The following is a 16,444-nucleotide window of genomic DNA, read 5'->3' as shown; positions in this document are numbered from 1 at the left end:
TGACTGAAAAATGCTAACATCACTGGTGAGCCTTACACTCTTCCCGTGTGATGGTTATTGTCCCTGGACGCAAAAAAACACGGACAACGTGGTCCGTGCTCCGTCCCCGATCATTCACAGGGATAATTATTAATCGTATGACATCTCATATTTGGTAAGCCCGACAGCATTGGCATATAAGGCTGCCTGTGTCCGGTCCGCCACCTGCAGCTTCGCCAGAATCTGGCTGACATGCTTTTTGACGGTGAATTCGCTGATGAACAGGCGTGAAGCAATCTCACGGTTGCAGGCCCCCTGTCCCAGTTCGATCAGGACTTCCTTCTCTTTGGGTGTAAGCTCATCGGTTGGACTGTTGCCGCTCATGCGCATCTTGTCTTCCATCAGCCCGGGATCGTAATACTTCCTGCCCTTGTGAACCAGTTGAATTGCAAACAGCAATTCCTCAGGCAGAGCTTCCTTCAGTACATAACCGTCTACCAGCACTTCCTCCGCCTTCAGGAAATCTTCCCGGCTGGCTGAGGACGTAAGCAGGATGAACTTGCATGAGAACCCGCGTACGCGTGCTTCCTTGATAATATCCAGGCCCGATTCATCGGCAAGCTTCAGATCAATCAGCACAAGATCTGGTTGTATCTCCTCAATCACGAGCAGAGCTTCTTGGCCATTCGTTGCTTCGCCGGCAAACTGCAGATTGGACTGCATGGAAATCACAGATGCCAATCCTCTTCTCACCAAAGGGTGATCATCAACAATGACGATTTTCACTTGAACGACCTCCTGCCTAAAGTTTATGCATTTTTCAGTTCAGCCACACCAACAGGTATAGAGATCATAATTCGGGTTCCAGCATTCTCGCTGCTGGATAACTGGAAATCACCGCCAAGGGACTGTGCCAGATATTGCATATTCTTCATTCCCAGTCCGCCTGAGTGCTCCTCAGATTCGGTCAAAATCAGATCCTTATCGAAGCCGACACCATCGTCGACAATCGATAATCTGATCCATTTCGGCTTAAGTGACAGTTCGACATCCACCCGGCTGGCAGCACCATGTCGTATGGCATTGCCGGTAGCTTCGGAAATAATCCGGAAGAGTGCCTTGTGGTAAGGATAAGGGAGACTGAAATCATCCCCCGTTATTTTTAGTTCTATCTCAACATCGTTAAGCCTGGACAGGCTCTTCAGATGCGAGCGCACCATCCCAAGCCAGCTCGGGCCGCCGCTCTTCTTGGAGCTGAGGCTGTAGATGGTAATCCGCAGCTCCTTGGCCACCTTCGTGGCTGAATCGTGGATAAGCTCGATCTGCTCCTCCAGCTCCCGTTCAGACATCTTGCGCCAGGTCTGCTTCAGAGAATGAGTCGCATAGACAATGCCGAAAAGACTCTGGGAGACACTGTCATGCATCTCATCGGCTATCCGGTTCTGCTCGTTCGTGATGATCAGCCGGTTCTCGATCACGCCCAGCTCATGGCGCTCAAGAATAATCGCACTCAGCTCCGACAGGAACATCAGCTGCTGGATGTACCATCTGCGGCCCTCCAGCCCTTCTGAGGCTTCCAGCCTCACACCAATCATACCGACGAACCTGGTACTCATTCTTACCGGCATCAGCAGGAAGTCGCCGATTCCCGGCATACTCTTGAATACCGGTTCACGCTGCAGCCTCCATTCATGCTCATGCTTCTCCAGTTCCATGAACAGCAGACGCTCCTCTTCATGCTGCCACCCCGTCTGCCGGCTCTGCGGAGCAGGTTCCCCGCTTTTTTTGGCGAACCAGAACAGGGCCTTCTCCAGCTTGGTAAGCTTGACTACATAGTCGGTAATCACTTGGCCTATATTCATGAAGTCATGCTGGCTTGATGTTTCCACGATGTGATAAAGCGATTTGATATGTTCCATGGTATCGTTGGTCCGCGCGTTCGCTTCTTCCCGCTGCCGCTTTATCCCCTTAACCATCTGCATAACTATAACCGCGAGAGACAGGGCTAGAAACAGGTTACCATTGGCAAGTATAATTTCAGCAATCGTAAGACCGGGCGAATCGGAAGTCATATAGCCGGATACTGCTACCATGGCAATATAGCCCAGGATCAGACTCCATGTGTAATAAAAAGAGAGTGCCCCCGCCGCAAACAGCACCGGGTTAAGGACATATAGCTTAAAAGGACTGTCGTATCCTCCAGTAAATAACATCAACACCACAATAAGTGCCGTCTCCACACTGATCATTAGCATGAGAGCACGGGCTCTTGTCTGGAACCTCCGGTAATAATAAGGGAATAGTTGAGCAAATAAGAATAGCACAATGATTAGTAGGGATTTGTATATTACGGAAGGCCCCACAGGAACCATGAGGTACATAAATGATGTGAGGGACAAAGAAAAGATTCTGAAAAAGGCGATCGTACGATCTTCTACGGTTAATTTAATGTTCATCCCACCACCCTATTCTCCAGTTTGTGGAAAATTCGAGTTTATTCTAAGCTATGTTTAAAAGCATCATACATGAGAAAAATCACAATAACAAGTTTCGTTTTCTAATGATAGCGTTTACTTTAAAAATAAAATGGGTATTATTATTGTTTTTTCAAGAGAAATTAACCAACTCTATCCAACTTCGAAAATGATAGCGTATGCAATATTATCCAATTCCTCTCCGGGCATGACGAAGAGCCTCTCCCAGCAGGGACAGGCTCTTCAAAGACGCGATGTCTTCGTTCATCAGGTTCATTTCACCCGTTACAGTCTATTCAGTCACCGCCGGCAAGGCTTGCTCCAGCTTGGTCTCATTGCATATACAAATTTGGTAGCGTTGTTCGCCAACGATATGATACCCGGTGGACAGAATACGCAAGGTATGATTAAGTCCTACCACCTTATGGAGACTGCGGCAACTGATGCAGTAATATTCTCTCAATAGTCTCATCTCCGGCATAGTCTAGAAGAACTAATCTAGAACTGCTAATATGTTCTAAATCATATCACTGTTTTTTTCTGCATGTCAACAAAAAAATACAAAATACGACATTGTTCTGAGATGATTTTGCGGTAAAAAGTAGAATTTTGTCGTAAATTCAGTCATAAATGATTCCGGCAGGTCTGTGGAGAGAGGCCCATATATTTCTTGAACAGCCTTGAGAAATAAAAACTATCTCTATAATGAAGCATCCCTGCTATCTCCTGCACCTGCAGGGAGGTATTGAGCAAGAGATGCTTGGCCTCGGCCATCTTCAGCCGGTGGATATATTCATGCAAGGGGTACCCGCTGCTCCGCCGCACGGTGCGGCGGAGTGTAGACATGGAGAGGTGCAGGCCTTCAGCCAGCCGCTGCAGATCCGGCTTCTCATAGATGCAGGCATTCAGCGCTTCCCGGATCAGCGGCATCGCCCCTTGCTGCCACAGGCGGTTACTGCCCTGAAGTTGCAGCGAGCATTCCAGCAGCATCTCTTCCAGCAGCAGCGCAGCCCGGTCCGCATCACCGGGAACTCCCCCGGCCATGAACTCCAGAATCTGCTCAAAGGACGCGTCCAGCCCTTCCGCCTTATCCCCCCGGGTCACCTCTCCTCCGGCAATCATTCCGGCCTCCAACCACTCCGTTACACGGCTTCCGCTGAAATTAACATAATATTCGTCCCAATACCCGCCAGGCGGCGGTCCGAAGCTGTAGCTGCAGCCGGGTCTGAAAAAAAACAGGCTACCCTCACGGACCTGCTGCTCTTGTCCTCCGTTCTCCATATACGTCCCGCTTCCGGAGACTATATACACAAATGCCCATTGTTCAAACACCGCACCGGAACGAAACAGCGTTCTTCCCGGCAGATGGCCGGCTTGCCCTATGCGAATCGACTTCAAGCGGAGCCTGGAGGGCTCGACCTTCGGATCAATAATACGTATCGGATAAGGACTGATCATATAATCCATGAGCTTGGGCATACATTGCATTCCTCCATCTATTCAGGAGTGATATGTTTGTAATGAAGATGATCATATTTTACATGAATAAGGGGTGTCACGCTATGCCTGAGGTTATTCATTTACAGCTCTTTCCCCGTCCGCAGAAGGTCATGGTCTCTGAAGGTCTGTTTCACATTCCCGGCAATGGCAGCATTGTTCTGGCCGGTGAGTCCCAGGTCTCCGCACTTCCCGCAGCCCGCAGGCTTCAGCAGATCACTTCCGGGGTGATCCGGTTGAGCCTGCCTTTGTCTATAGGGCTGCGTTCTGCCACAGTTCCGGCTTGTACCTTCCGCTATAACGCACTGCTTACAGAAGGAGCTTATGAGCTTCACATTAATGAAGAGGGAATCACTGCCGCTTATGGCTCTGCGCAAGGCGCTTATTATGCAGCCACGACGCTGAAGCAGCTCCTGGAGCAGTTCGGCAGAACTTTGCCTTATCTGCATATCCGCGATCAGCCGGATTTCGCGGCCAGAGGACTGATGCTTGATATCAGCCGCAACAAAATTCCCAAGCTGGAAACGCTGTACCGGATCATCGATCTGATGGCCGATCTGAAGCTCAATCAGTTGCAGCTATATATAGAAGGAGCTCCATTTGCTTACGAGTCCTTCCCCCAGGTATGGGAGCTGGAAAGTCCGATCACCGGCGATGAAATTCTGCTGCTGGATGCGTACTGCCGCGAGCGCTATATCGAGCTTGTGCCTAATCAGAACAGCTTCGGCCATATGGAGGGCTGGCTGACCCGGCCGGAGTTCAATCACCTGGCGGAAGCCCCCGAAGGCTTCATGCTCCCCGAGCATATGTACAACAGCGATTTATATCCGGGCGGACTGTTCATGCATCCCGGAACCTTCGATACGGAAGATCCGGAAGTGCTGAAGCTCCTGGACACCATGTACGATGACCTCCTGCCGTACTTCACCTCGAATCTAGTCAATGTCGGATGCGATGAGACTTATGAAGTGGGATTGGGGAAAAACAAGGCCTTGGCTGAGGCAACCGGAAAGGGAGAACTCTATCTGTCCTTCCTGCAAAAGATTCATGGCCTGGTCAAGCAGCGCGGCAAAACCATGCAGTTCTGGGGCGATATCATTATCCAGCATCCGGAGCTGATTCCCCGGCTGCCGAAGGACATTATCGCTATGGAATGGGGCTACGGCGACACGCATCCCTTTGAAGCGGATACCCTGAAATTCCGTGAAGCAGAGATTCCGTTCTATGTCTGCCCCGGGACCAGCTCCTGGAACTCCCTTACCGGACGGACCGATAATATGCTGGCCAATCTGCGTAATGCTGCAGTTCACGGCAAACGAAACGGGGCAATCGGTTACCTGATTACCGATTGGGGCGATTTCGGACACTGGCAGCATTTGCCGGTCAGCTACGCAGGATTCGTATACGGTGCTGCACTCGCCTGGAATGTGGAGGGGAATCTGGAAACGGATGTAACCCCTTACCTGAATCATTCAATCTTCCAGGACCGGTCCGGCTTGATCGGACAATTGCTTCTGGATCTGGGAAATTACTACAAGCTTGAATCAGGGACCAGCCATCCGAATGATACGGAGATGTCCATGCTGCTGCGCAGCGAGCTGGATAATGCGCTGCTGGCCGCGAAGCTCTCCGGGGAGCAGCTTCAGCAGTTGGAGCAGTACATCGGCGGCATTGAAGTAAGGCTGGGACAACTTGCCCTGGAATGCAATGATGCCGGTCTGGTCGTAGAAGAACTAAGCAACGGAATCCATTTCGTGAGACATGCCGTGCAATTGACCCGGCTCAAACAACAGCTCGCTGGCGGAGATCCGCAGCTTGAAGCACCGCAGGTTCAGGCGCTGATGCAGGATCTGGATCTGCTGCTCCACCAGTACCGCCAGCTATGGACCCGCCGCAACCGGCCGGGCGGCCTGGAGCGCAGCGTCTCGAAGCTGGTCCGCCTGCGCGGAGAATACGCCGATCTTGCCGCGAAACTAGGCGCGGCAGCAGTTCGGTAGACTACATTAGGTAAGACACCATGGAACGTACAAAAGAAACCTCTCCATTGAAATGGTTATGTGGTTACTCCATTTCACCAAAGGGCGGTTTCTTTTGGTTTTCCCCGTTAAAAATGTGACCTTCAGCAACAAACTTTGGATTGTAATAGGCTCAGCGCAGGATTATAATATGATCAAATAACCACTTTTTGTATATTTTTAGAAGGACGATACATAATTGACAGGAGACAAGCCTATGGATTGGCTTCATGCTTATGAGGACAAGCTCCGTGTGGTCTTTGAGGAGAACCGCAGGGTAATCGCAGCGTTTCCAGAGCCGCTTAACGCCCGCGGTCTGGCGTATCTCGATCAGTTCAACGTGTTCAACCCGGACAGCCATAAGAATTACATCTGTTACCTGCTGCCTTTCTGGCTCCAGGATCCGTGTAGCCTCAGTCCTGAACTGGCCCGCAGGATGTCCGCAGGTAACGTCTTCCTCATGCTCTACTTCTTCCTTCAGGATGATCTGATGGACAGCCCGGAGGCCTCAGCTGCGCAGGCGCTCCCGCTTGCCAATCTGCTCTATGTGGAGTTTCTGGCTACCTACCTTCCACTGTTCCCGGCGGACTCTCCGTTCTGGTCCTGCTTCAGCCGCTATATCCGGGAGTGGGCAGACAGCGTGAGCGGTGAAGCCGGCAGCGATTATTTCCTGAATGACCGCACCCGTCTCTCCCATAAGGCCAGTCCGCTCAAGCTCTGCAGTACGGCTGCGCTGCTGCTCTCAGGCCAGACTTCTTCCACTTACGAGGCCGAGGAGATGATTCACACTGTACTGTTGACCCTGCAGATGCTTGACGACTACGAGGATTGGCAACAGGATCTGGAGGACGGCAGCTACAACTGCCTGCTGTCACTGGCACGCTCCTGTGCCGGAATTGCCGCTGGAGAACGGCTCACTGAAGCAGCAGTGAAGAACTTCATATATGTAGCAGGCGGGCTTGCGGGATATGCGGCAACGGCCCAGGCCAACCACCTTATGCTGGAGGAAGCCACCTTACAGCTGCCCCTGCTGGTATCCTTCCATCTGGTGCTGGTGCAGAACCTCCAGCAGATCGCCGCAGCCATCGAAGCGCAGAAGCAATTACTGCTAGGCGGAGGGCTCGATTACTGGCTATCTACGCACGCAAATCTCTCATAATTTATACATAAAGCAATAGAATTATAGAATGGCCTATGCTATACTAAAAAGGCAATTATAACCATTTTGAAAGGGTGATTGTATTGTCAGTAGGAGTTCTTAAGAATCAGGTGATTCAGAAGGCGTGGGAAGATCCGGCTTTCAAACAAAGACTGCTTGAAGATCCGAAGGCAGCGCTCCAGGAAGCGCTGGGCATCAACCTTCCTGACAACATTACACTGAAGACCGTGGAGGAAGGCTCGAATGAATTCTACCTGGTCATTCCCCCAAGCCCGTCTTCGGATGTAATGAAGACACGTATCACCCCAATGGGAACCTGGTAGCATACTCAAGTCATACTATTATCGGGAGTTGGAATCGTCCAGTCCTTCTGCACGCGGCAGAAGGGTGATGGACTCGGTTCCAGCTCCTTTTTTGCTCATAAAACGGATTTCGCCCTCCATCGCTTCAATAATACGGAACGTGACCATTAGCCCGAGCCCCGTGCCCTTCGTCTTGTTGGAGGAGAAATACGGCTCACCCAGACGGCTAAGCACAGCCGGTTCCATGCCTGCCCCGTTATCCTTAATATGAATATGTACCTTATCCCCCCGGCTATAGGCCAGCAGATGAATCGTGCCTTCCTCGCCCAGGGATTCAATGCTGTTCTTGATGATATTAATCATCGCCTGCTTGAACTTCGAGGAATTCCCTTTGACCCACAGACCGTCTTCCACCTCCAGAATCATTTTGCCTCCGTTCAGATGGCATAGAGGCAACAGAATGCTCTGGATATGCATGAATTCTTCATTCACATGGAGCAGGGAGACCTGTTCAAATTCCGGCTTGGCAAAGGTCAGGAAATCGGTGATGATGCTCGCCGCCCGGTCCAGCTCACTGAGCGCCATGGACAGATATCTCTCTTCGTCCCCGCTCGACTTCTCGCTGAGCAGCTGGAGGAACCCCCGGGTCACCTGGAGCGGGTTGCGCACCTCATGGGCTACCGATGCTGCCAGCTCGCTGATGATCTCCATTTTCTCCGACCGCTGCAATTCGTTGTTGAACAGCTCCAGCTCCTGCGAATACTTCACTACCTGCTGATGATTCTGCGCGAGCCGCCGCCCCAGAATTACAATCAGCGAGAGAATGAACACGACCAGCGCCCACTTCCAATAGAAGAGATCATAATTTCCGCGTTTGAAATAATACCACAGCAGCTCCAAGATCCCGGTAAGGGCAGCCGTACCGAAGCCGCATGCGAAGATGATCGCATCCTTGTTGCGCTTCAGGGAGAACACGATGACGCAGCCGATCAGCAGAATGAATTGAAGAATCATAATAATGCCGACAATCTTGGTCGAGATGAAATAGTAGAATTCCACATACCGCCCCCCGGAGAGTGCATTTATAATGAGGAGTACACAGCAGAATAAGGAATAAAACATCTGGAATTTACGAAATCTGCGGATGATGCCGTATTTGCCCCCGCCGAATATTTTCTCGAACAGAAAGGTCAGTGCGGGTAACAGGGACAACAGCGCCACATCGAACAAAAACACACTGAGCCCGCCCAAATAGCTGTAGAAGGTATACATGAAGGGCGAGTAGGTTACAGACAGCACACCGGTAGAGGCGATGACAATGGACAGCGAGGCCGCCACCGGGAAATACTCCTTGTTCAGGAAAAATGCGCACACAAACAGAACCGCCGCCACAAAGATAAAAGCGCCGCCCAGAATCACATCTATGAGTCCGTTTTTGATATAATCCTTGATCAGAATACTGTGCTCCCCGAGTATCACCTGCTCTTTGATTCCGATCCGGTCCTGGAGCGTCTGCGTCCAGATATAGAGCGTCTTGCCATTATCCCGGATATCCAGAGGCACAAGCAGGGAATAGTTATCCATAATGAAGCCTCTGTCCCCTTCAAAAACCAGCCGGTCCTCCACGTACACCTTCACATGCAGCGCATAGATCGTCTGAATATAGACGGAAGGAGACACGTAATGATAGGAAGGCAAAGTAATCTTGGTCCAGGCGGACGATACCCCGGGAGGCTTCTGCGGCATCTCGGCCTTCGCCTCCACATCGATCCACCCCTGCTCTTCCGTTACCGGAGCCCGGAGTCCGCCATCCGCCGGTCCCTCCTGCCACTTCATCTGCCAATGTCTGATCTCACCAGCGGGGGAGGCGCTTTGCGCTGACACCAGAAGGCTCCCGCAGGTAATGCTGAGCAGAAAAAACACTAACGCTGTATGTAAACTTTTGACCATCAAAGACATGCACGCACCTCAGTGGAAAGTTTCAGAAGCAAAGTTCTGTTAGTGTTAATATTTCGCCCCATGCTCGGCCCATCCCTTCAAAAAAACGGAATAAACAAAAATATTTTCTAATTACTGAAGGAGGCTGGCAATTTAATAAGCACTTCAGTTCCTTCACCCTTGCGGCTGTTGAACTCAATGGTACCGTTCATCGCTTCAACAATACGGAAGGTGACCATGAGGCCAAGTCCTGTGCCCTTGGTCTTGTTAGAATAATACGGCTCCCCCAACCGGGCCAGCTCAGTGACCTTCATTCCCACGCCGTTATCCTTCACGCTGATAATTACCGAGCCGCCTGTCCTCCAGGCCGTTACCACGATCATTCCCTCCTCCCGCAGGGATTCAATGCTGTTCTTGATCAGATTAATGAACGCCTGCTTGAATTTGGCCGGGCTGCCCGTCACGTGAAGCTCCTTCTGCAGCCGCAGCTCTATAGAACCGCCCTGCAGATTAGCCAGCGGCAGCAGAATTCCCGACACATGCCTCAGCTCGCCCGAGACTTCGAATACATCCACGGCATCCACGCCCGGCTTCGCAAAGGTCAGGAAATCGGTAATGATTACCGAGGCCCGGTCCAGCTCCTCCACAGCCATCTGCAAATATTCCTTCTCCTTATTGCCGGAGCGTTCGCCCAGTATCTGCAGGAACCCACGGGTGACCTGGAGCGGATTACGTACCTCATGGGCCACGGAGGCGGCGAGTTCACTGATAATTCCCATTTTCTCCGAACGCTGCAGATCATTATTGAATTTCTCCAGCTCCCTGGCGTATTCCAGCGCCTTCTCATGGCTCTCCGCAAAGCGTTTCCCCATAATAACGATCAGGGATATCACAAACACCATCATTCCCCACTTCCACCAGTACAGATGATATCTCTCCGCAGAGATGAAGTACCGCAGCAGCTCCGCCAAGGATACCACGGCAAACACAGAGAAACCGCCGGAGAACAGGGTGGCATCTGAATTGCCCCTGCGGGCATAAGAAAGCGACAGATACAGCAGGTAAACAAACTGGACAATCATTAGTACACCGGTTGCGTTAATGGTCAGCACCGAATACAGGGAGTCCAGCCGGAAAGAGAGCAGTGCATTCAGAATAAGCGCAGCGGCACAGAACAGGGAGTACGCCAGCTGAAAATTACGCACCCGGGTAGTGAACCCCCGCTTGCCGGGTCCGAACAACTGTTCAAAATAGAGTGTGAATGCCGGCAGAAGCGTAAACAAGGCCAGATCAAAACAAATCTGCCTCAGGCGCTCCCCGCCGCTTAGGATCAGTGACAGAAACGGGGAGTAGGTAATCAGCAGCACCCCAAAGGACAGGATGACCAGGATTAGATAGAAACCGCTGTAGAATAATTCCGGCTTAAGAAACAACAGGCAGATCAATAAGGCTCCGGCCATGAAGATCATGGCTGCTCCGAGCACAAGATCCACCAGATCCTGCTTCACATAAAAGGACAGCAGCTTAGTGTAGCTGCCGACCCTTACATCCCCTTCGATCCCAAACTCTCCGCTGCCCGCATTCCATAGATAGAGCGTCTTGGCACTGCCATGTGTTGGTAGCGGAATCAGCACTTTGTTGCCGCTATATTCCACATCGTCGCTGGAATCGTAGATAAGCTGGTTGTCTATATATGCTTTCAGGCTGTCGCCAAATACTTTATCGATCAGAATAGCAGGAGTTGCTCCGGCAGGGGGCAAGGTTAGCCGCAGCCAGGCGGAGGCAGTACCTGAAGGCGGAGACGGTCTGTCATTCCTGGCCTGCACCCATGTCCACTCGGCAGCTGACCATGCCGCTGCAGCTTCTATGCCGTCGATCTCGGCCGTCTCCCACTTCAGCTCCCATGCCGGAATTTCTGCTTCTGTATGTCCGTCCCATTCCATGGCGATTCCCACCGGAATTAGGGTGATCACGAGCAGCAGCATAATGAAGACTGCGGCCGTTTTGGTTGATGCTAACTTCATTGTGGCACCTCAGTGAATCCTTAGTTGTATTTATGTAGTCCATATGACTCTTATTTTCGACAACGTTTGCACAATACCTGCCATCAGACTGCAAATAACCTCGAAACGGCTCGGTTAATTCATCTATTCCGGTTATTCTGCCGCAGGAATGAATATATTAAGCAGAACAGCAGCCCGGATGCCTGGCAGATTCGCCGCCGCTTAAGCCGCTGCCTAAAAGGGTATAGTTGTACTATAAGATGTAGAAGGCCTACAACAAGGGAAAAGGGAGCTGATTGACGATGGGTAATGAATTCAATAAGACGGAAGCCGACTTTGCATATGAGCGCTATACCAAAATGGGCGGTGTCTCCCCCGAGCAGGATATCCCGCTGGAAGAATTACGTCCGCTTGGCACGATTACTGAGCAAAGCCCCAGTGAGGAGACCCCTGGCGCCGCCGGGAACCGCCCGCTGGAGTCCGCACTGGCCAGTCATGACCCTGCCCATTTCACACCGATCGATTTCGACGGTGTAGTAGATGACGGCTCTGATCCGGCGCTGGAGAGCGACCCTATTCTAGCGGCCGATATCGGGCTGAATGTACCGGACGCCGGGCTTGGCCCACGGGCAGACCGCCCTGTTCCTGCTTCTGCCACCCCCGGTCCGCAGCGGGATGAGCTGCTGGAGTCGGAGGCTATATACACGGCCGGGGCGGCTGGATTAACCGGCAGTGTCATTAATTATGCTGACGCTGAGGAAGGGCTGGCGGAAGAAGCGGAGGAAGCCGCACCGCTGGAGGATGTCCCGGATGCTGACGAGCTGGTTCCCGGAAGCAGCATCGACCCGGTCTCCCCGGACCCTGACGCCATGCCCGGAACCGATGTGCTGAACGGCTCGAACGGTGACGAGTAGAAACGGCTAAGCGGTCCGCAGATCCATATTGACTTTTGGAGACAATCGGCTTACGATAGTTTCATTCAATTGCGGCGATGGAGTTCGCCATAACCGCCCTTCGGGGCTAATGACTCCTACCAGTGGTTAACTACGCTGGTAGGAGTCTGTTTTGATTTCAGGGTATTATTTATTTCGGGTCAGGGGGCATTAGCCATAATGAAGAGGAAGTATGAACGGTGGGCAGCGCTGGCAGCGCGCCGGAGCCAGCTTGCGCTCTGGAGTACATTCGTGAAATGGGTGATTCTGGGAGGAATGGTCGGGCTGCTGGCAGGAAGTGCCTCGGCCTTGTTCCTGGCCAGTCTGAACGCGGTCACCCAGGTAAGGCTGGAGCATGCCTGGCTGCTCTTCCTGCTTCCGGCGGGAGGCGCGCTCGTCAGCGGAATGTATATGCGTTACGGCAAGAGCAGCAGCAAAGGGAACAATCTGATTCTGGAGCAGATCCGCCAGGGCAACGAAGCGATTCCGCTGCGTATGGCCCCGCTGGTCCTTGGCGGGACGCTGATTACCCATCTCTTCGGCGGCTCGGCCGGACGTGAAGGCACGGCTGTGCAGATGGGCGGCAGTCTTGCCGACGCACTCGGACGCTGGCTCAGAATCGGTCCGCTGGACCGCCGAATCCTGCTGATGTGCGGCATCAGCGGCGGCTTCGGCTCTATCTTCGGCACCCCGCTGGCCGGAACGGTGTTCGGCCTGGAGGTGATCGCCATCGGGCTGATCAGCCATAAGGCGCTGCTGCCCTGTTTTGCCGCCAGCTTCACCGGTGATCTGGTTGCCTCCCGCTTGTGGGGCGTTCACCATATCCACTATCAGGTGGATGTCTTCCCCGGTATGGATGCGCTGGTGCTGGTCAAGGTTATTTTCGCCTCCATCCTGTTCGGCTTGTGCAGCCTGCTGTTCAGTGAGCTTACCCATTACCTGAAGCGGACCTTCACCGCCATAATCCGTAATCCTATGCTCAAAAGTGCCGCCGGCGGGCTGATCATCATCGCCCTGGTCTACATAGCCGGTTCCAGGGACTATCTGGGGCTGGGCCTTCCGCTGATCAGCAGCTCCTTCGAAGACGGCGTATCGCCCTTCGCCTTTCTGTGGAAGCTTATCTTCACCGCCTTCACCCTGGGGGCCGGCTTCCAGGGCGGCGAAGTGACGCCGCTATTCGCTATTGGAGCTTCTCTGGGGAGCACACTGGCCGGAGTGCTTCATCTATATGGGCCTTTTCTGGCTTCGCTTGGCTTCATCGCTGTCTTCTGCGGAGCAACCAATACACCGCTTGCCTGCTTCATTATGGGCATCGAGCTGTTCGGCTCCGGCGGAGCGGTCTATATGTTCATTGCCTGCGTCATCAGCTATCTGTTCTCCGGGCACAGCGGAATCTACAGCTCCCAGCTCATCGGCATCTCCAAAAGCGCCTTACTGCCGGTTCCTGAAGGAACGACACTCGCCGCCGCCAAAGAGCAGCCCGCACCCAAATAACCGCATCCGTCCGGCCGCAGAAGCAGGCTTTGCCAGAAGCAGGACAAAGAAGGTATGATACAGAGGTGAATGCACCAGATTATTCAACAAGTGGAAACGGCTTTGCCGTCCTTTTAAAGGAAGGTACCGTTTCAGCGAGAAATAGAAGGATAATTTATCGTGTGCAACATAGAAATTCTTATATTTGGATAAAAGGAGAGATTCTGAAGTGAAGTCTATCACAAAAAAACCCGTCATCCTGCTTGCGATGATGTGCCTGATGCTCGTCATTCTGGCGGGCTGCGGCAACAAGCCAGTGAATAATAATGCCGCCGGATATGGTAACAGCAGTACCGGAGCGGGCAGCGAGGCTACAGCAGCACCGCAGGAGAGCGCCGCCGTTACAGAAGGTGTGCCTTCAGCCACTGCCAGTCATCCGGTGGTTACGATTGAGATGGATAACGGCGCCGTCATTAAGGCCGAGCTGTATCCCGAGGTTGCCCCCAATACGGTCAACAACTTCATTTCATTGATCAAGAAGGGCTTCTATGACGGAACCATCTTCCACCGGGTCATTCCGGGCTTCATGATCCAGGGCGGGGACCCCGATGGCACAGGAGCGGGCGGACCGGACTACAGCATTGCCGGAGAATTCAATAACAACGGATTCACTAACAATCTGCTGCATACAGAGGGTGTGCTGTCTATGGCGAGAAGCAAGGATATGAACTCTGCTGGCTCCCAGTTCTTCATTATGGCCGCTGCTTATCCAAGCCTGGACGGCGATTACGCTGCCTTCGGTAAGGTTACTGAAGGACTCGAAGCGGTCCAAGCTATCGTCAGTCTGCCGCGTGGCCAGAATGACCGGCCGGATCAGCCGCCGGTGATGAAGAAGGTAACGGTAGATACCCTTGGCGTTACTTATCCCGAACCGCAAAAAGCTCAATAAACAACCCGCAAGCTGGCTGTACAGGCCGTGTCTTGCTCCAAGAATCTACGCAGAAGAGCCATCCTCCATAACCGGAGGATGGCTCTTAGCATCTTGCGTATACTTGAAGCACGCGACTTCTTATTGGAAGTGGGTGTGCTTCGTTCTCCACTGCTCCAGCTTAATGACAACCCAGAAGCCGTAGATCCCGAGTGTAATCACCGTCAACAGGAACCACTTGATCCATTGTCCGAACAGGCTGACGGCTGTACCGTCGAACCGCAGGCGCTGGCCTTCCACCACGGTATGCTCGACCTTCCAGCGGTAGAGCATTACTACAGACCAGGGATAGCAGATGCCGAAGGTACATACGGTAACCAGCCAGCCGGCCAGACACCAGCCAATGTACTCAATAAGCTTCCCGTCAAAATAAGATTCCCTGCTTCCATAATTCATCGCAGCCGTATTCATATGCAGTGCTCCCATGGGTCTCCGCCTTTCATTCATGCAAAATTATTCCTGGTTCTATTTTCCTTATTATCCACGGCGAGCACTACTACATTTCTCACAATTCTAACCCGGAGCGTAGACAATCCCCATCTTGTGCAGCAGACCCCGAACCTCACGCCTGTTGTAAGCACATGTGGTGGAGTCTAGTCTGCGAAGGGATCAGGCCCAGTATTGATCTGGCCGGTATTCGATTTCGGACTGCACAGCTATCGTTAAGCGCCCGGAGTCAGCATCATAGGTTACAGGCTGATCTCCAACGTAGTACCAATGCTTGATGACCGGCCCGTCCGCAGGCTCCTCGAAGCGGAATACATTAAGCTCCGCCTTCAGCTCAACTACCGCAGCGCCCTTATCTGCCGCCACATTCGTCAGGGTAATCAAGGTCAGCCCGCCCTGCTCATCGAAGGTGTACCCTACTCCCTCCATGCTGTTCACTAGCATGCGTCCGGTGACGGAATGCTTCACCAGCACTCTTTCCTGTTCTGCCATCCTAGCTCCTCCTTCATGTCTGTATCCCGCCGCTCATTACGGCAGATCAATCACCATGACCAGTATATCCTCATCAGCCTTCAGCTCAAGCTGTGCTATGTCCTCGATTCTCGCCGAATCTCCCGGCTGCAGCACATTATCCCCGTTCAGGGTAAGCTGTCCTTCGACCAGATATACAAAGCTGCGCCGCCCCGGCTCCTGCCGGAAATCCAGTTGCCCTCCTGCCCCAGCCTTTCCGAGATAAATCGTCATATCCTGGGCTATATCGACAATCTCCTCCGACGCTTCAGCCGCTACTACCGGAAGCAGGTTTCCTTCAAGCTTGGCCGGATCGAAGCGTCCGGTTGCATAGGAGGGAGCCGTTCCACGGGTCCGGGGCATGAACCATAGCTGAAGCAGACGGACGGGCTCACTGTCCGAAGGGTTATGCTCCGTATGAATCGCGCCGGTGCCCGCCGACATCCGCTGAATCCCGCCGAAGGACGTCTGCGCAACATTGCCCAGGTTGTCCTCATGACGAAGCACGCCGGACAGCACAATCGAGACAATCTCCATGTCACTGTGCGGGTGGGCGCCGAAGCCTTTTCCCGGAGCGATCGTATCATCGTTACAGACCCGCATCGGCCCGAATGCCGTGTTGTCCGGATCATAGAAATCCCCGAAGGAGAATACATGACTGCCCTTCAGCCAGCCGAGATCGAACTGGTGCGCAGACGCAGCCGGGTAGATTTTAATCAATGGAATC

The 16,444-nt window shown here is 52.8% G+C and carries 15 protein-coding genes and 1 riboswitch; of the genes, 6 read left to right on the top strand and 9 right to left on the bottom strand.

Annotated features, from left to right (window positions below):
* Positions 1 to 129: 129 nt before the first annotated feature.
* The 4 genes from NST43_RS03210 to NST43_RS03195 all read right to left on the bottom strand — a co-directional run bounded on the left by NST43_RS03210 (position 130) and on the right by NST43_RS03195 (position 3,932).
* Positions 130 to 765 (bottom strand): response regulator transcription factor, encoded by a 636-nt coding sequence (locus NST43_RS03210; protein ID WP_173136668.1) that lies wholly within the window; start codon positions 763 to 765, stop codon positions 130 to 132.
* Positions 766 to 788: 23 nt separating this feature from the next.
* A complete protein-coding gene (locus NST43_RS03205; RefSeq protein ID WP_339222514.1) occupies positions 789 to 2,234 on the bottom strand; it encodes an ATP-binding protein in 1,446 nt (481 codons plus the stop codon).
* Between the two features lie 511 nt (positions 2,235 to 2,745).
* Positions 2,746 to 2,925 carry a hypothetical protein gene (locus NST43_RS03200; RefSeq protein ID WP_209992119.1) on the bottom strand — a complete coding sequence of 60 codons (180 nt, stop codon included), beginning with the start codon at positions 2,923 to 2,925 and terminating at the stop codon, positions 2,746 to 2,748.
* 152 nt (positions 2,926 to 3,077) lie between these two features.
* Positions 3,078 to 3,932, bottom strand: a complete 855-nt coding sequence (locus NST43_RS03195) for a helix-turn-helix domain-containing protein (protein ID WP_209992120.1) — start codon at positions 3,930 to 3,932, stop codon at positions 3,078 to 3,080.
* Positions 3,933 to 4,015: 83 nt separating this feature from the next.
* Here NST43_RS03195 and NST43_RS03190 point away from each other — a divergent pair, with 83 nt between their 5' ends.
* From NST43_RS03190 to NST43_RS03180, 3 genes are all read left to right on the top strand, one after another.
* Positions 4,016 to 5,947 (top strand): family 20 glycosylhydrolase, encoded by a 1,932-nt coding sequence (locus NST43_RS03190; protein WP_339222513.1) that lies wholly within the window; start codon positions 4,016 to 4,018, stop codon positions 5,945 to 5,947.
* 235 nt (positions 5,948 to 6,182) lie between these two features.
* A complete protein-coding gene (locus tag NST43_RS03185) occupies positions 6,183 to 7,124 on the top strand; it encodes a hypothetical protein (RefSeq protein WP_339222512.1) in 942 nt (313 codons plus the stop codon).
* 83 nt (positions 7,125 to 7,207) lie between these two features.
* Positions 7,208 to 7,447 carry an NHLP leader peptide family RiPP precursor gene (locus tag NST43_RS03180; RefSeq protein WP_209992123.1) on the top strand — a complete coding sequence of 80 codons (240 nt, stop codon included), beginning with the start codon at positions 7,208 to 7,210 and terminating at the stop codon, positions 7,445 to 7,447.
* Positions 7,448 to 7,465: 18 nt separating this feature from the next.
* Here the strand turns inward: NST43_RS03180 and NST43_RS03175 are convergent, their stop codons facing one another.
* Together NST43_RS03175 and NST43_RS03170 are read right to left on the bottom strand one after the other, a co-directional pair.
* Positions 7,466 to 9,310, bottom strand: coding sequence for an ATP-binding protein (locus NST43_RS03175; RefSeq protein WP_339222510.1), 1,845 nt, complete (start codon positions 9,308 to 9,310; stop codon positions 7,466 to 7,468).
* A 182-nt stretch (positions 9,311 to 9,492) separates the two neighbouring features.
* Complete coding sequence (locus NST43_RS03170; RefSeq protein WP_339222508.1) at positions 9,493 to 11,388, bottom strand: ATP-binding protein; 1,896 nt, start codon at positions 11,386 to 11,388, stop codon at positions 9,493 to 9,495.
* A 281-nt stretch (positions 11,389 to 11,669) separates the two neighbouring features.
* Here NST43_RS03170 and NST43_RS03165 point away from each other — a divergent pair, with 281 nt between their 5' ends.
* The 3 genes from NST43_RS03165 to NST43_RS03155 all read left to right on the top strand — a co-directional run bounded on the left by NST43_RS03165 (position 11,670) and on the right by NST43_RS03155 (position 14,721).
* Positions 11,670 to 12,281, top strand: a complete 612-nt coding sequence (locus NST43_RS03165) for a hypothetical protein (RefSeq protein ID WP_339222506.1) — start codon at positions 11,670 to 11,672, stop codon at positions 12,279 to 12,281.
* A 64-nt stretch (positions 12,282 to 12,345) separates the two neighbouring features.
* A riboswitch (Fluoride riboswitch) is annotated at positions 12,346 to 12,407 on the top strand.
* 72 nt (positions 12,408 to 12,479) lie between these two features.
* A complete protein-coding gene (locus tag NST43_RS03160) occupies positions 12,480 to 13,793 on the top strand; it encodes a voltage-gated chloride channel family protein (protein ID WP_339222504.1) in 1,314 nt (437 codons plus the stop codon).
* Positions 13,794 to 14,052: 259 nt separating this feature from the next.
* On the top strand, positions 14,053 to 14,721 hold the full coding sequence (locus tag NST43_RS03155) for a peptidylprolyl isomerase (RefSeq protein WP_339225324.1): 669 nt from the start codon (positions 14,053 to 14,055) through the stop codon (positions 14,719 to 14,721).
* A 120-nt stretch (positions 14,722 to 14,841) separates the two neighbouring features.
* Here NST43_RS03155 and NST43_RS03150 read toward each other — a convergent pair whose 3' ends face one another.
* The 3 genes from NST43_RS03150 to NST43_RS03140 all read right to left on the bottom strand — a co-directional run bounded on the left by NST43_RS03150 (position 14,842) and on the right by NST43_RS03140 (position 16,437).
* Positions 14,842 to 15,186: a DUF898 family protein gene (locus tag NST43_RS03150; protein WP_339222502.1), complete on the bottom strand. Its 345-nt coding sequence runs from the start codon at positions 15,184 to 15,186 to the stop codon at positions 14,842 to 14,844.
* 183 nt (positions 15,187 to 15,369) lie between these two features.
* A complete protein-coding gene (locus NST43_RS03145; RefSeq protein ID WP_339222501.1) occupies positions 15,370 to 15,699 on the bottom strand; it encodes a hypothetical protein in 330 nt (109 codons plus the stop codon).
* Between the two features lie 36 nt (positions 15,700 to 15,735).
* Positions 15,736 to 16,437, bottom strand: a complete 702-nt coding sequence (locus NST43_RS03140) for a pirin family protein (protein WP_209992129.1) — start codon at positions 16,435 to 16,437, stop codon at positions 15,736 to 15,738.
* Between the last annotated feature and the right edge of the window lie 7 nt (positions 16,438 to 16,444).

The sequence above is a fragment of the Paenibacillus sp. FSL H8-0332 genome (genome assembly GCF_037963835.1).
GTDB lineage: Bacteria > Bacillota > Bacilli > Paenibacillales > Paenibacillaceae > Paenibacillus_AQ > Paenibacillus_AQ rhizoplanae.
The sequence above is the reverse complement of the archived record's forward strand: the minus strand, read 5'-3'. Positions and strand labels throughout refer to the sequence as shown.